This is a genomic window from Dasania marina DSM 21967 (assembly GCF_000373485.1).
Lineage (GTDB): Bacteria > Pseudomonadota > Gammaproteobacteria > Pseudomonadales > Dasaniaceae > Dasania > Dasania marina.
The window spans coordinates 287,215-302,782 of sequence record NZ_KB891586.1; the positions used below are offsets into that span (position 1 = coordinate 287,215).

Annotated in this window: 16 protein-coding genes and 2 tRNA genes; 3 read left to right on the forward strand and 15 right to left on the reverse strand. The window is 47.2% G+C overall.

All coding sequences use genetic code 11. The features are described from left to right. Positions 1-3: 3 nt before the first annotated feature. Complete coding sequence (mpl, locus tag B067_RS0114180) at positions 4-1,377, reverse strand: UDP-N-acetylmuramate:L-alanyl-gamma-D-glutamyl-meso-diaminopimelate ligase (RefSeq protein WP_019530748.1); 1,374 nt, start codon at positions 1,375-1,377, stop codon at positions 4-6. A 74-nt stretch (positions 1,378-1,451) separates the two neighbouring features. Beyond that, positions 1,452-1,730 carry a PilZ domain-containing protein gene (locus B067_RS0114185; protein WP_026244669.1) on the reverse strand — a complete coding sequence of 93 codons (279 nt, stop codon included), beginning with the start codon at positions 1,728-1,730 and terminating at the stop codon, positions 1,452-1,454. Positions 1,731-1,933: 203 nt separating this feature from the next. On the opposite strand from B067_RS0114185, the gene ppa reads away from it, so the two are divergent. Continuing rightward, complete coding sequence (gene ppa, locus B067_RS0114190) at positions 1,934-2,464, forward strand: inorganic diphosphatase (protein ID WP_019530750.1); 531 nt, start codon at positions 1,934-1,936, stop codon at positions 2,462-2,464. Positions 2,465-2,540: 76 nt separating this feature from the next. Here the strand turns inward: ppa and B067_RS0114195 are convergent, their stop codons facing one another. Further along, a complete protein-coding gene (locus B067_RS0114195) occupies positions 2,541-3,017 on the reverse strand; it encodes a hypothetical protein (protein WP_019530751.1) in 477 nt (158 codons plus the stop codon). Positions 3,018-3,183: 166 nt separating this feature from the next. Continuing rightward, positions 3,184-3,897 (reverse strand): M15 family metallopeptidase, encoded by a 714-nt coding sequence (locus tag B067_RS0114200; protein ID WP_156820851.1) that lies wholly within the window; start codon positions 3,895-3,897, stop codon positions 3,184-3,186. A 103-nt stretch (positions 3,898-4,000) separates the two neighbouring features. On the opposite strand from B067_RS0114200, the gene B067_RS0114205 reads away from it, so the two are divergent. Further along, on the forward strand, positions 4,001-4,267 hold the full coding sequence (locus tag B067_RS0114205) for a TfoX/Sxy family protein (protein WP_019530753.1): 267 nt from the start codon (positions 4,001-4,003) through the stop codon (positions 4,265-4,267). A gap of 3 nt (positions 4,268-4,270) precedes the next feature. After that, a complete protein-coding gene (locus tag B067_RS0114210) occupies positions 4,271-4,591 on the forward strand; it encodes a Rieske (2Fe-2S) protein (RefSeq protein WP_019530754.1) in 321 nt (106 codons plus the stop codon). Positions 4,592-4,834: 243 nt separating this feature from the next. Here the strand turns inward: B067_RS0114210 and pnp are convergent, their stop codons facing one another. The 11 genes from pnp to tpiA all read right to left on the reverse strand — a co-directional run bounded on the left by pnp (position 4,835) and on the right by tpiA (position 15,498). Next, complete coding sequence (gene pnp, locus B067_RS0114215; protein ID WP_026244671.1) at positions 4,835-6,946, reverse strand: polyribonucleotide nucleotidyltransferase; 2,112 nt, start codon at positions 6,944-6,946, stop codon at positions 4,835-4,837. A gap of 133 nt (positions 6,947-7,079) precedes the next feature. After that, positions 7,080-7,349 carry a 30S ribosomal protein S15 gene (rpsO, locus tag B067_RS0114220; RefSeq protein ID WP_019530756.1) on the reverse strand — a complete coding sequence of 90 codons (270 nt, stop codon included), beginning with the start codon at positions 7,347-7,349 and terminating at the stop codon, positions 7,080-7,082. Positions 7,350-7,518: 169 nt separating this feature from the next. Next, on the reverse strand, positions 7,519-8,445 hold the full coding sequence (truB, locus tag B067_RS0114225; RefSeq protein ID WP_026244672.1) for a tRNA pseudouridine(55) synthase TruB: 927 nt from the start codon (positions 8,443-8,445) through the stop codon (positions 7,519-7,521). Between the two features lie 2 nt (positions 8,446-8,447). Further along, positions 8,448-8,852 carry a 30S ribosome-binding factor RbfA gene (gene rbfA / locus B067_RS0114230; RefSeq protein WP_026244673.1) on the reverse strand — a complete coding sequence of 135 codons (405 nt, stop codon included), beginning with the start codon at positions 8,850-8,852 and terminating at the stop codon, positions 8,448-8,450. A gap of 128 nt (positions 8,853-8,980) precedes the next feature. Beyond that, positions 8,981-11,608 carry a translation initiation factor IF-2 gene (gene infB / locus B067_RS0114235; RefSeq protein ID WP_019530759.1) on the reverse strand — a complete coding sequence of 876 codons (2,628 nt, stop codon included), beginning with the start codon at positions 11,606-11,608 and terminating at the stop codon, positions 8,981-8,983. A 45-nt stretch (positions 11,609-11,653) separates the two neighbouring features. Continuing rightward, positions 11,654-13,150: a transcription termination factor NusA gene (nusA, locus tag B067_RS0114240; RefSeq protein ID WP_019530760.1), complete on the reverse strand. Its 1,497-nt coding sequence runs from the start codon at positions 13,148-13,150 to the stop codon at positions 11,654-11,656. 65 nt (positions 13,151-13,215) lie between these two features. Beyond that, positions 13,216-13,671, reverse strand: a complete 456-nt coding sequence (gene rimP, locus B067_RS0114245; RefSeq protein ID WP_019530761.1) for a ribosome maturation factor RimP — start codon at positions 13,669-13,671, stop codon at positions 13,216-13,218. 188 nt (positions 13,672-13,859) lie between these two features. Continuing rightward, a tRNA-Met gene (locus tag B067_RS0114250) sits at positions 13,860-13,936 on the reverse strand. 299 nt (positions 13,937-14,235) lie between these two features. Continuing rightward, positions 14,236-14,322 (reverse strand) — tRNA-Leu (locus tag B067_RS0114260). A 6-nt stretch (positions 14,323-14,328) separates the two neighbouring features. Next, positions 14,329-14,721, reverse strand: coding sequence for a preprotein translocase subunit SecG (gene secG / locus B067_RS0114265; protein ID WP_019530763.1), 393 nt, complete (start codon positions 14,719-14,721; stop codon positions 14,329-14,331). A 15-nt stretch (positions 14,722-14,736) separates the two neighbouring features. Beyond that, the gene (tpiA, locus tag B067_RS0114270; protein ID WP_019530764.1) at positions 14,737-15,498 is read right to left on the reverse strand and encodes a triose-phosphate isomerase; all 762 of its coding nucleotides are present in this window, start codon (positions 15,496-15,498) and stop codon (positions 14,737-14,739) included. Positions 15,499-15,568: the final 70 nt, after the last annotated feature.

The window sequence follows — 15,568 nt, forward strand, 5'->3', positions numbered from 1 at the left end:
ATTTTATTGCTGTAAAGCGCTGACTAATTTTTGATGTATGCCAGCAAAGCCACCATTGCTCATAATCACAATTTGCTCACCAGGCTGCACGCTATTAACGACCTCAGTAATAATATGATCTATATTTTGATTCACGCTGGCCCTACCCTGACTGGCTGCTACTACCGACTCAAGGCTCCAGTCTAAGCCCGGAGGCTGATACCAAATAACACGGTCGGCCTGCTGGGTGGCATTGGCTAATTTGGCTAAATGCGCACCCATACGCATAGTATTTGAGCGTGGCTCTATGATGGCGGTGATTTTTTGCTGGCCCACCTTGGCGCGCAATCCCGCTAAAGTCGTAGCAATTGCGGTGGGGTGATGCGCAAAGTCATCGTAAACGGCAATCCCGTTAACCTCGGCTAATAATTCCATACGCCGTTTCACACCCTGAAACCGGCTAAGCGCTTGCGCGGCTATGTCGGGGCTAACGCCTACATGCCTAGCAGCCGCCATCGCCGATAAAGCGTTGGCAACATTATGTTGGCCGCTGTGCGCCCAATTAACAGTCGCCGCCAATTCGTTATCCAACAGCACATTAAACACGCTGCCGTCAGGCTGTTGCAGTGAAGCCGACCAACCTTTATCTAAAGCCTTACCCGTCGAGGTCGCTGAGGTATAGACCCGCTCTGACCATAGACCCTGCTTTAATACCGCTTCCAAGCTCTCGGTATGCGCCGGCAGTATCACCTGGCCATTACTGGCTATGGTGCGGATGAGATGATGAAATTGTTTTTGTATAGCGGCTAGGTCATCGAAGATATCGGCGTGATCAAACTCTAAATTGTTCAGCACCGCCGTGCGCGGCCGGTAATGAATAAATTTAGAACGCTTATCAAAAAAGGCACAGTCGTATTCATCAGCCTCTATAACAAAAAAAGGCGACTCCCCTAAACGCGCCGACACGCCAAAATCAGCAGGTACGCCACCAATTAAATACCCGGGGCTCATCTTGGCGTAGTCTAAAATCCACGCCAGCATACTGGCGGTACTGGTTTTGCCATGGGTTCCGGCACAGGCCAACACCCAACGATCTTGTAATAAATGTTCGGATAACCACTGCGGGCCAGACGTGTATTTAAGCCCCTGCGCCAGCATGTATTCTATCGCGGGGTTACCTCTGGACATGGCATTACCCACCACCACCAAATCGGGGGCGGGATCTAACTGGGCCGGATCGTAGCCCTCGGTTAAGCTAATACCCTGCTCTTGCAGTTGGGTACTCATGGGCGGGTAAACATTGGCATCTGAGCCAGAAACGGTATGGCCTAGCTGGCGGGCCAAAATGGCTAAGCCGCCCATAAAGGTGCCGCAGATACCCAAAATATGGATATGCATTTCTGTCCTTAAATGATTTTTATTGCGCGGATAGTATCATTGCAGTTTGCTGAAACCCAGCACTAAGGCAGTGCTTAGCCATCACTGTCGACATACTCTAAACCTATGCCATCTTTATCGCAGCGAGCGATACGCATTTTCACCACTGGGGCGTCGCCATCCCCCATACCTTGCACCTGCACATTGACTATCTCGCCTATGGCGGGCATGGGATTACCTTCGGAAAGTATAAATGCCCCAGACTCAGAAATATCACTGGTGTGGGTTGCTACCTCCCCCACCTCTGGGTGTGTCACTTTTACCTCAGCACGAAACTTGGTACGTAGGTCTCGTCTTTTATCTGAATCCGTCATAATAAACCCTATATTATTGTTATCACCCACAGATCTAAGCCGCTAGGTTAGCATAAGCTTCTGATTCAAGCATTGGTATTCAGCGCCGCTCAGTTTATAATCGCAGATCAATTTTTTAGGCCACTACGTATTAGCTTCTCGGCTAAGCCCCTATTAACGGCACTAATTGTTAAACCATTAACCCTAATTGGAATGCAGCAACCATGAGCTACAACAAAATCCCAGCAGGTAAAGACCTACCCAATGATATCTATGTCGCTATAGAGATTCCAGCCAACCACGCCCCCATTAAGTATGAGATCGACAAAGATATGGATTGCTTATTGGTTGACCGCTTTATGGCTACACCTATGTTTTATCCTGCCAACTATGGCTACATCCCTGAAACTTTATCAGAAGATGGCGACGCATTAGATGTATTAGTGGTTACCCCCTACCCCGTCGCCCCTGGCTCAGTAATACGCTCGCGCCCTATAGGCATTTTAAACATGAGCGATGAAGCAGGCCAAGACGCCAAACTACTAGCGGTACCACACGACAAACTCTCTACACTCTATAAAGATGTACAAGAGATAGCCGATTTACCCGAATTGCTCATTAAACAAATCGAACATTTCTTTGAAAACTACAAAGACCTAGAAGTCGGCAAGTGGGTAAAAATAGAGGGTTGGGATAACGCCGCTGCCGCTAAAGCTGAGATCATCAAAGCCAAAGCCGCTTATGATAATGCCTAGACATAAGACATAACGTAGACATAAAAAAACCAGGCACTGCCTGGTTTTTTTATGTCTACTATTAATACAATTAACATTAGGCCGTTTTAGGTTTACTGATAAGCAATTTTTGATAGAGCTTGGTGTTTTTGCGTATCGCCTTATGCTTGGAATAGGTATCAATTGCTTTTTTCCAAGCCTCCTGCTCACCATGAGCATTAACGGAAAAACTGGTGCAGACTATTTTCTGCTTAATTTCCGACGATATACCCACCTGGAAGATAGGCGTAATGGTGCCGCTTTTTTCGGTTTTTAATAAATAGCTAATACCCTTGATAGTGCCATCGGCATTAAAACAACGATCCGCCTTTAATTGCTGCTTGGTTTTTTGTTGTAGTTCAGCAAGCTCCTTATCCCTATCAAAAGCATCTTGTTCAACCCGCCTCTTATGCCTACCTTCTAGGCGCATACCTTCGCTTTTTAAGGAATAGTATTCCTGAAATAAAGCACCATTAATCGTTCGTCGTACACGATAGCCATAAAAGGCCTCATTATCTATTAACTTTACACTCAAAATAACCTCTTTACTCTACCTAGTGCAGAGAGAAATGCCGCATCCGTGACGTATTTATTATTTAAGCTGAGTTTCAACTCAACGTTTTACAAACTTCGCTAATGTATAGAAAACATCTATAGCTTTACAAGAGATTAAGTTCACAATAAAAAAATATAAGAAAAATTTACTTAAAAATAAACTGGCAAGACTCAGGATAACAGTCTACCGGCACATCAATATAGCGAGACTTAATCAATGGCAAATTATCTAGCACGGTTTCTTTTAGCAACATATCGCAGCTCTCGCAGCATAGCCGAATCGCCTCTAGGCTTAACGCTTTTTGATAATGCGCCGCAATAGGCCCATAGCTTAAGTGCCAACGTTCGGGCGCAACCCCGCCACGATCATGATTATAGGGCCGGAAAAAACCCAGTTCAGGTTCGGCCACCAATAGCTCATCCAGCCATTGGTGCAAGGCATAAAAGGGGCCTCCAACACTCACTTCAGCCAAAGACAACTGCAGCTGATAACCCGGCTCTATGGCTGCCCTATCATAAACATCTATATCGGTGCCCCAGTGGTGCCTAGAAGCCCCTGGCAAGGCCGACCAGCGCAGCACCGCCTCTAACTGTTGCCAGGCACTCAGACCCTGCAAACTTAAAAGTTGATTATGGCTATCGTACACCGGCCTATTACCACTCAGCTTGGCATTCCATATCGTCAGCTGGCGCTCATGGCTTCTATAAGCACTAGCCACCGCCAAATCAAAGCCCGCAGCCTTGGCCCTGTCCTGCAAGCGGGTAAACGCCGTGATAACACCTTTATGCATAGGCGCCTCAGCGGTATCGTAATCTATATTCTGGTCACTTTGACCCAGTAAGCTAGCTATTTCCGTCATAGTATTTATAAAATTTTCAGCAATATGTGTGTGTTTATTGATATATCCGCCTATCTGTATTATAAAATTAGAATATAATAACAAAGATAATAGAGCAGTCCTTATGCAAAATGATTTACTAGAGTTGAAAAATCTAGGCAACACCTCAATAAACTGGCTCAAAGCCATAGGCATTAACAGCTATGAAGATCTAAAAAACATCGGCCCTGTTGCAGCCTACACCCAAATCAAACAACGCGAAATTAAAGTATCCAAGGTATTTTTATATGCTCTGCAAGGCGCATTAATGGATACCCATTGGAACGATTTAGCACCCAGCCTTAAACAACAGCTGGTTGAAGAAGCGGAGAAGCGTTTAGCCACCACCTAATATATGATCAAGCTTTGTCACATAGACGATATACCCGAAGATAGTTCTAAGGGCTTTGAATACAACGACCACAGCCTGTTTGCGGTGAAGAAAGACGGCCAACTGTTTATCTATAAAAATAGCTGCCCGCATCTGGGCGTAGAGCTAAACTGGCAGGAAGACCAGTTTTTAGATATAGATAACACCCTAATCCAGTGTAGCACCCACGGCGCCCTGTTTATTATAGAGGACGGCCAGTGTGTAGCCGGCCCCTGCTTAGGGGAGCAGTTACAAACTATATCCTACACCATAGAAGATGGCATGGTTACAGTCTCTAGTCTCTAGTCTCTAGTCTCTAGTCTCTAGTCTCTAGTCTCTAGTCTCTAGTCTCTAGTCTCTAGTCTCTAGTCTCTAGTCTCTAGTCTCTAGAATTCTGTCAGCAAACCACCTGCTGTCAACTAATTGTTTTTTTCTAGCGACTAAGAACTAGAGACTAGGAACTAGCAACTTTCAAACCAACAAAAAAGGCCAGCCCCCTTACAGGAGCTGGCCTTTTTACTAGCGACTAAAGACTAGAGTCTAGCGACTCTAGTCTTCTGAAGCTTCTTCAGTTTTTTCTTCTAACTCTTTTATAGACAACTTAATACGACCGCGCTGATCAACGTCTAATACTTTAACTTTGATCTCTTGGCCTTCTTTTAAGTAGTCAGTAACATTCTCTACGCGCTCAGATGAGATTTGTGAGATATGCACTAAGCCGTCTTTGCCTGGCAAGATGTTAACGAAAGCACCAAAATCAACAATGCGCGCTACAGTACCTGTGTAAACAGCACCGATTTCCGCTTCAGCCGTGATTTCTAATACTTTAGCTACCGCCGCGTCACGCGAAGTTGCATCAGTACCGTAGATACGAACTGTACCATCGTCGTCTATATCAACGCTGGCGCCAGTCTCTTCGGTGATAGAACGGATAGTTGCACCGCCTTTACCGATTACGTCGCGAATCTTATCAGTGTCAACTTTCAAAGTTGCCATAGAAGGTGCATTTTCAGACACCTCAGTGCGAGACGTGCTTAGCACTTGGTTCATTTGACCTAAGATGTGCAAACGCGCAGTCATGGCTTGCTGTAAAGCAATTTCCATAATTTGCTCGTTTATACCTTCAATCTTAATGTCCATTTGCAGTGCAGTAATACCATCGGCAGTACCGGCTACTTTAAAGTCCATGTCGCCCAAGTGATCTTCGTCACCCAAGATATCGGTCAAAACAGCGAAACGCTCGCCTTCTTTAACCAAACCCATGGCGATACCGGCAACCGGTGCCTTAAGAGGCACGCCCGCTTCCATCATCGACAAGCTGGCCACACAGGCAGAAGCCATAGAGCTAGAGCCGTTAGATTCAGTAATTTCTGATACTACACGAATGGTGTATGGGAAATCTTCAGGCTTAGGTAATACCGCAGCAACACCACGACGCGCTAAACGGCCATGGCCTATCTCACGACGGCTAGTGAAGCCAGCACGACCACACTCACCTACTGAGTAAGGAGGGAAGTTGTAGTGCAACATGAAGTTATCTTCACGCTTACCTTCTAAGGCGTCAATTAACTGTGCGTCACGGGTAGTACCTAAAGTAGTTACACCAATCGCTTGCGTTTCACCACGAGTAAACAGTGCTGAGCCGTGCGTTTTTGGCAATATACCTACTTCAACATTGATACCACGAACTGTACTGTTATCACGGCCATCAATACGGGCTTCGCCGTTTAGGATGCGCTGACGTACAGTAGATTTTTCAAGCTTTTTGAACACGTCTAATACGTCTTCCGCTGAATACTGGGCATCATCACCGGTAGCCAATTGCGCAATCAACTGCGCTTTTAAAGCACCTAGGCTAGCATAGCGATCCGCTTTATCAGTAATGCGGTACGCATCGCCTATGCCTTGTTTGAAACCGTTAGCAACAGCTGCTAATAGCGCAGTGTTTTCAGCTTCAGCTTCGGCTTCCCAGCGTGGCTTGCCAACTTCAGCCGCTAGCTCAGCAATCACCTTGATAACTGTTTGCATTTCTTGGTGGGCGAATAAAACCGCACCTAGCATTTGATCTTCAGTCAACTCTTGCGCTTCTGACTCAACCATTAATACCGCTTCAGAGGTACCGGCCACAACCATATCTAGCGCACTTTCAGCTAGCTTGTCATAACCTGGGTTTAAGATATAACCCTCTTCTGCAGTAAAGCCAACGCGTGCTGCACCCACTGGGCCATTGAAAGGCACACCAGAAATAGCCAACGCAGCTGAAGTACCAATTAAGGCAATAATATCGGGATCGGTATTTTTATCCGCAGACATTACCGTACACATAACCTGTACTTCGTTTTTAAAACCTTCTGGAAATAATGGACGTATAGGACGGTCGATTAAACGCGAGGTTAATGTTTCTTTTTCTGAGGGGCGAGCTTCGCGCTTGAAAAATCCACCGGGAATTTTACCCACCGCGTAGGCTTTTTCAGTGTAATGCACACCTAATGGAAAAAAGTCTTGGCCTGGTTTTGCCGACTTAGCAGCAACAACAGTACACAGTACTTTTACGTCACCCATAGTCGCCAATACTGCACCTGTCGCTTGACGGGCAATACGGCCGGTTTCTAATGTTACGGTATGATTACCGAATTGAAATGTCTTTGTTACTGGATTCACCAATTGAAATCCTCCCTTCTGGGGCTAATGTAAGTTCTGTTTATTCATCTATTTACTTAATTTTTATAGCCCTTGTTTAAACGACTATAAAATGCAAAAACCCCAACCGTTTAGCTGGGGTTTTTATTAGGTCTTAACGACGTAGACCTAAGCGCTTAATCAAGTCGGCGTAACGTTCAACGTTTTTGCCTTTTAGGTAATCCAGTAATTTACGACGCTGGTTTACCATGCGAATCAAACCACGACGTGAGTGGTGATCATGCTTGTGGTCACCAAAGTGGCCTTGTAACTTTAAAATATTTGTCGTTAACAATGCTACTTGTACTTCTGGTGAACCGGTATCGCCTTCAGCTGTTTGGTATTCAGTTACAACAGCTGCTTTTTCGCTAGCAGATAATGCCATTTTTAATTCCTTAATTCATTGAATGATATGCCCCGTAAACACGACCTAAGCCCCATTTACCTCTGAAATTTAGCCTGACCGCGCATATCTACAGTCAGGTTAATCATGCTCTTTACACAGCCATAGGCTGCTTGCGCATAATAAGCGCGGAATTTTACCCTATTTTGGATCAGTTTGTCGCTATTAATCGACGTGGTTTTACTAATCCATCGTCATTTAATTCGCCTATGCCTAAAAAGCTGCCCTGCTCACTATAGAGCTTAAATTCGCTATCGCTAGGCGCCTTAGGCACCATCACCGGCTGACCCTGCTTGATATAATCCACCGCGGCCTCGCTTAGGGTCACCGCAGGCAGATGACCCAAGGCTTGGTCTACCGGCTGTAACAAGGCATCCAGCTCGTCAAAAGCCTCTCTATCACGCAATACCTGTAATTCAGCCAGGCTAACACTCTGCGACGCCACAAAAGGGCCAGCACCGGTGCGGTTGAGCATGGAGACGTGAGCACCACAACCTAATGCTGCCCCCAAATCTTCCGCTATAGAACGTACATAGGTACCTTTGCTGCATTCTATATAAACATCAATCTCAGGGTACTCGCCCGCCCTATACGCTTCTAGCTCCAGAGTGAAAATCTCTACCCGGCGGCTTTTGCGCTCCACCTCCAACCCTTTACGGGCCAATTTATACAACGGCTGGCCTTCATGCTTAAGAGCCGAATACATGGAGGGCACTTGCTCTATGCTACCCCGGAATTGGTCCAGCATAGCTAGCACTTGCTGCTCGCTAATATGCTCCGCCGGCTCGGCCGTTAACACCTTACCTTCGGCATCCCCCGAGGCAGTGGTGACACCCAAGGTAAAGGTGCTGCGATAAGCCTTGTTGGCGTTGAGTAGGTATTGTGAAAACTTGGTGGCCTCGCCAAAACACAGCGGTAATACGCCGGTAGCTAGCGGGTCCAAGCTACCGGTATGGCCGGCCTTTTGCGCGTTATAAATCGCTTTGGCCACCTGTAGCGCCCAATTAGAACTTTTATCTATGGGCTTATCTAACACTAAGATGCCGTGTACCGGCCTACCTCGACGTCGCTTAGCCAAAATCAGGCCTCGCTATCATCATCGGCTTTATCATAATCATCGTGCTGCCGGTCTTCAGACACCGCTTTTTCGATAAGATTAGAAAGATACTGGCCATTTACCACACTGGCATCAAAATAAAAGCGCATTTTCGGCGTGGTACGGGCATTGCTAGCCTTAGCGATTTGCGTGCGCAAAAAACCTGCTGCCTTATTAAGAGCCTCTATAGACTCCTCCGCCTCTTGCTCGGTTTCCTTACCCAGCACGGTCACATACACTTTCGCATGGCTCATGTCGCGGCTTACTTCAACATCAGTCACACTGACCATGCCTACCCGCGGATCGCGAACTTGAAATTGTATGAGCCCGGAAAGCTCGCGTTTAATAAAATCACCCACCCGTTGGGTACGGCTATATTCTTTGGCCATATCAGCCACCACCTAAAACATTTACGGGGCAAAAAAATAACCCCTAAAAATAAAAAATTGCCATGCCCGAAACAGGCATGACAATCATCGATTAAGGCCCCGTTAACACGGGGACAGCAAGGTAGAAATTATAGGGTACGAGCGTACTCTTTAACTTCGTAAACCTCTATCTTATCGCCAGGCTTAACATCGGTATAGTTTTTAACACCTATGCCACACTCCACGCCGTTACGTACTTCATTGACGTCATCTTTAAAGCGGCGCAGCGACTCTAACTCACCTTCGTAAATAACCACATCCTCGCGTAAAACGCGTATAGGATTACTACGTACCAGCGTACCTTCAATAACCATACAGCCGGCAATTTGACCGAACTTAGGCGAGGTAAATACATCGCGAACTTCCGCGGTGCCGTTAATTTCTTCGCGCATCTCTGGACTAAGCATGCCAGACAAAGCCTGCTTAACATCATCTAACAAGTCGTAAATAATGCTGTAGTAGCGCAGATCTAGACCTTCGCTTTCTACCAATAGACGGGCTTTATTATCGGCGCGTACGTTAAAACCAAACACCACTGCACCCGAGGTTGCTGCCAAGCTAGCATCGGTTTCAGTAATACCACCGACACCGCCACTGATAATATTCACCTTAACTTCATCATTACCTATTTCCATCAATGATGACTGTATAGCCTCTAGCGAACCACGCACATCTGCTTTCAACACGACGTTTAAGGTACGTACTTCGTCAGCACCCATGTTGGCAAACATGTTTTCCAACTTAGCTGCTTGCTGACGCTTAAGCTTGTCCTCACGGTCTTTGGTTTGACGGAACAAGGTAACTTCACGCGCCTTCTTCTCACTCTCCAGCACCATAAAGCTATCACCCGCATCGGGTGTGCCGTCTAAGCCTAAAATCTCTACAGGAATAGAAGGGCCAGCTTCTTTAATGGGGTTACCATTTTCATCATTCATGGCACGTACACGGCCATAGTGATGGCCTGCTAAGACGATATCGCCTTGGCGTAAAGTACCAGCCTGCACCAACACAGAAGCCACTGAACCACGCCCTTTATCTAAGCGCGACTCTATAACGATACCGCTACCTGGAATGTCGGTAGCTGCCTGCAGCTCTAACAGTTCGGCCTGTAATAAGATCGCTTCTAATAGAGCATCTATGCCGTCACCGCTGTGCGCTGATACGGGAACAAACTGCACATCGCCGCCCCAGTCTTCCGGGATAACGTCTTTAGCTGCCAATTCATTTTTAACACGATCTAAATCGGCACCCTCTTTATCCATTTTGTTCACGGCGACAATAATAGGTACGCCTGCAGCACGGGCGTGCTTAATCGCCTCTTCGGTTTGTGGCATCACACCGTCATCGGCAGCAACCACCAAAATCACTATATCAGTACTCTTGGCACCACGTGCGCGCATGGCGGTAAACGCCGCATGCCCAGGGGTATCCAAAAATGAAATCATGCCGTGATCGGTTTCTACATGATAGGCACCAATATGCTGGGTAATACCACCCGCCTCACCACCGGCTACAACTGTTTTGCGTATATAGTCTAGCAATGATGTTTTACCGTGATCTACGTGACCCATAACAGTAACCACTGGCGCACGAGGCATCATAGTACCTTCTTGCTGACCTAGTTCTGTTTCCAGCGCTTCTTCAACTTCATCACCGCTAACTAACTTGGCAACATGCCCAAGCTCTTCAACCACTAACTGCGCAGACTCTTGGTCTAGGCTTTGATTGATGGTAGCCATCACACCCATACCCATCAGAATTTTAATAACCGCAGAGGCTTTGACATTCATTTTCTGAGCAAGCTCAGAGACTAATAGCGCTTCAGGGATTGCAACTTCGATAGCTTTTTTCTCGGTAGGGGCCGAGAAACCATGCTGCTTCGCACCTTCTGGCAATTTTAAGATTTTTTGCTTGCGGCGACCGCGCATATTACCTTCATCCATATCGATATTACGGATGTTATGGCCACGGTTTTTACCGCGTTTTTTGATCGCCAGCTCTTTAACTTTAGGGCCTTTCTTCTTGCCAGCTCGGGCTTCAGCGCTAGCTTCGGCATCGGGCTCAGCATGCATGCGAGCAGGCTTAGCTTTTTTGTCGTCGGTTTTTTTGTTGCTATCTACCGCTGCTAGACGTACCTCTTCTGCACGTTTAGCGGCTAGTGCCGCCTCTTGTAACTCGCGATCTTTGACATCTTGTTCCTGACGCTTGGTTGCAGCCATCTGACGCAACACTTCAGGATCCATTTGCGACTTGTCCAGCGTTGCCTCTTGCGCAGCCTGAGCCTCTTTTTCGGCCAAAGCCTTGGCCTCTGCCGCCGCTTTTTCCGCAAGTTCTAGCGCCGCTTTTTCAGCCGCTAGCTCTTGTTCTGTTTTTTCGCTTAGCTCATTGTTCGCCAGCTCCTCAGCTGCCAACTCTTGCGGATCACGCTTAATATAAGTGCGCTTTTTACGCACTTCTACGCTAACCGTTTTTTTACCTTGGCTAGAACTGGTTTTCAAGGTGCTGATGGTTTTACGTTTTAAGGTGATTTTCTTAGGCGCATCCGCCGCTTCACCATGGCTGCTCTTTAAAAAAGCCAGCAATGTTTGCTTATCATCATCCGATACAATTTGTTCAGCCTGTGTATGCGTAAGGCCCGCCTGCTTCATTTGACCCAATAAACGGTCAACTGGCGCGCCAACTACTTCAGCTAGTTGGCTTACAGTTACTTCAGCCATTCAGTATTCTCCTGTGTATTGCTACTTGTTATTACTGATGTACGCTTATTGATCGTCAGTTTCAGCAAACCATGGGGCGCGAGCAGTCATAATTAATTCGCCTGCACGCTGCGCATCCATACCTTCAATATCGAGTATATCTTCTACACCTTGCTCAGCAAGGTCTTCCATGGTGACTATACCTTTACTGGCCAACACGAAAGCTAAATGCTTATCCATGCCGTCCATAGTCAGCAAATCTTCAGCTGGGTCGACTTTACCCAACTGCTCTTCGCTGGCGATAGCCTGTGTTAGTAGCGCATCTTTTGCTCTAGCACGCAGCTCTTCGGCTATATCTTCATCAAAGCCTTCAATGGCAGTCATTTCCTCTAACGGAACATAAGCAACTTCTTCCAAGGTAGTGAAACCTTCTTCCACCAACACTTCAGCCACATCTTCTTCTATATCTAAAGCAGCCATAAACTGCTCCATAATGGCGCCTGATTCCTTTTGATGCTTTTCAGCAGCATCTTCAACGCTCATTACATTAATCGTCCAACCGGTTAGCTCACTGGCCAGGCGCACATTTTGGCCGCCGCGACCTATGGCCATAGCCAAGTTTTCTTCATTAACCGCCACATCCATAGTGCCGGAGTCTTCGTCCACAACAATAGACTCTACTTCGGCAGGTGACATGGCGTTGATAACTAATTGCGCAGGATTGTCGTCCCACAAAATAATATCGACACGCTCATTACCCAGCTCGCCAGATACCGCCTGCACACGCGAACCACGCATACCTACACAAGCACCCACTGGATCAATGCGACCATCGTTAGTTTTAACGGTGATCTTTGCTCGTGAACCGGCATCGCGTGCCGCCGAACGTATCTCAATAACCTGTTCAGAAATTTCAGGCACTTCAATTTTGAATAGCTCTATGATCATTTCTGGGCAGGCACGGCTTAAGAATAACTGTGGACCACGTGCTTCTGGACGCACATCTTGTAAAATGGCGCGCGCCCTTTCACCCATGCGGAAAACTTCACGGCCTACCAGCTCTTCTCTAGGTAATAAGCCTTCGGCATTGTTACCTAAATCAACAATAATATTATCGCGGGTCACTTTCTTAACGGTACCGCTCACCAGCTCGCCTATGCGGCCCTGGTATTCTTCAACCACTTGCGCACGCTCTGCTTCACGTACTTTTTGTACAATGACTTGCTTAGCCGTTTGCGCAGCAATACGGCCAAAACCTATATTCTCTACCACTTCCTCATGGACGTCGCCTACTTGTAAGGCACTGTCTTCTTCATGTGCTTCTTCAAGGGTAAACTGAGTGCCCAGCAAGGCCATTTCGTCATCGCTCATCACCAACCAGCGGCGGGTGGTAACATAGTTGCCGGTAGTTCTATCTATGGCTACCTGTATGTCAGCGTCTTCGTCATAGCGCTTTTTAGTAGCCATGGCTAACGCCTGCTCTATTGCCTCGAAAATAATTTCTCGATCTACGCCTTTCTCGTTAGAAACTGCTTCAGCTACTAAAAGTATCTCTTTACTCATTGCTCGCCTCGTTAAAATCCATTCACGCGCTTACGGTCTAAGCGGGTAAAACATACGGTACGCAATTAAAATTGCGGGACTATATTTGCCTTATCGATCATCTCAAAGGGTAATAAATATTCGTGATCATCAACAACAATCACCACGTCTTGATCTTCTACACCCACTAACTGGCCGGTAAAGTTTCTACGACCTTCGTAGGCTACGCGTAGCTTTAGCTTTACCACATCACCTTTGTGAGTTAGGTATTGCTCTAGGCTAAACAAAGGCCTAGCCATACCTGGCGAAGAAACCTCTAGGGTATATTCACCGGCTATAGGGTCTTCCACATCAAAAACACTACTAACCTGACGACTGACTGCAGCACAGTCGTCGACATCGATACCCTTGGGGTTATCTATATAAATTCTTACTACAGTTTGTTTGGAGTGTGCGACATATTCTACGCCCCATAACTGTAACTCTAAAGCCTCAACAACGGGCTTGATTAACTCTAGCAATAGCGCATCTTTGCCAGCCATGCATAAACCTCAATAAATCGAGTAAACTGCCACTGCCTTTTAAAAAGCAGCAGCAATAAAAAATGGGCTCCTAGGCCCACTTCAATCTGGCTCAGCCCTGCATCTCGCAAAAGCTAAACCGCAAATAGCAAAAAACCCCAGCAAAGGGGCTTATTCAGTGTCACGCGTTTACTGTACAACGCATGAATTGGTAGCGGGGGCCGGATTTGAACCAACGACCTTCGGGTTATGAGCCCGACGAGCTACCAGACTGCTCCACCCCGCATCTACTTTGGCCCAACACTTAATAGCGATAATTTGCTACTGCATCGACCACCATGCCCCTTTGGCATGCGCCCATCAAACCCCTAGGGCTTAATAAGTGCGCGAATTATAGGGATTTGGCGGTTTTGGGTCAAGGACAAGTTCCCGTATTTACCCTGCAGGGGCAACTATTTTCAGTATGCAGTCACCGCAAAAAACAAAAAACAGAGACTCAGCCCAGCCACAGCGTAGCCAACCATGCTAACACCCCCACTTTGGACAGACATAAAAAAAGCGCCTAAAACTAGACGCTTTTAATATTGGTGCCGAAGGCGGGACTTGAACCCGCACGAGCTTGCGCTCACCACCCCCTCAAGGTGGCGTGTCTACCAATTTCACCACTTCGGCTAAAACTTAATTACTGCCAGGCATATCCTCTGACGTGGCAGGTACATCAACCGAAGTTGCTGGCGCAACCGTGGCAGGCATATCAGACTGCTCCATCTCAGGCATCTCAACCTCGCTAGACTCCACTACCGCTGGCACAGGCATATCAATAGCGCCCACACTTGCCGCATTCTCTTTGGCCACCACAGCCAAACCAAAGCTAGTCACAAAAAATAACGTGGCCAATACAGACGTACCCTTGGTCAGCAAATTACCGCCGCCCTGGCTACCCATAATTGTTTGCGATGCACCCGAGCCAAAAGAGGCCCCCATGCTGGCGCCCTTGCCCTGCTGAATCAGAATCAAGCCAATAATGCCCAATGCTGCAAGTACGTGACAAATAAGTATTAATTGTTCCATAGTAATAACTCTATTTTAATTCGATGACTGGGCCGCACGACAAATCACAGAAAAGTCGTCGACCTTTAACGAAGCTCCACCGACTAAGGCTCCGTCTATATCTGGTTGAGCAAACAATAGTGCCGCATTGGCCGCATTGGCGCTACCGCCGTATAAAATTTGTAATGCTACTGCCGCCGGCTCGCTATACTGCGCAAGCACTGCCCGCAAATGCTGATGCACGGCTTGCGCCTGCTCGGGGCTGGCCGTTACACCTGTGCCTATCGCCCAAATAGGCTCATAAGCCAGCACCGCCTTATCAAAAGCAGCTATACCAACCTTGTCTATAATCGCCGTTAACTGCTCAGCAACAAAGGCTAACGCTTGACCGGACTCGCGCTGTTGCAAGCTCTCACCCAAACACAATATTGGCGTTAAGCCCGCTGCCTGCGCGGCAATAAATTTTTCTGCAATCAACGCATCAGTCTCAGCAAAAAGCGCGCGCCGCTCTGAGTGACCTATAATCACATAGCGACAACCCAACTCGGCCAACATAGGCGCTGACACTTCGCCAGTATAAGCACCCTGCTCATGCTGGCTCACATTTTGTGCGCCCAAGGCGATGCGACCATCCGTTAAAAGCGTTGCTGCTTGCGCGAGAAAAACCGCTGGCGGACAAACTGCCGTATCGGCAAAGTCGCCCTGCGTAGCCTGAGCCTGCAAACCTGTCAGCAAGCTATGCACTAACTCCTGGGAGCCATGCATTTTCCAATTACCTACGACCAACTTGCGACGCATAGTTTTCTCTTAGCTAAAAAAGGCGGCAATCTTACCCAAAGAACTTTCAACATACAAGAAAGGAGCAAGG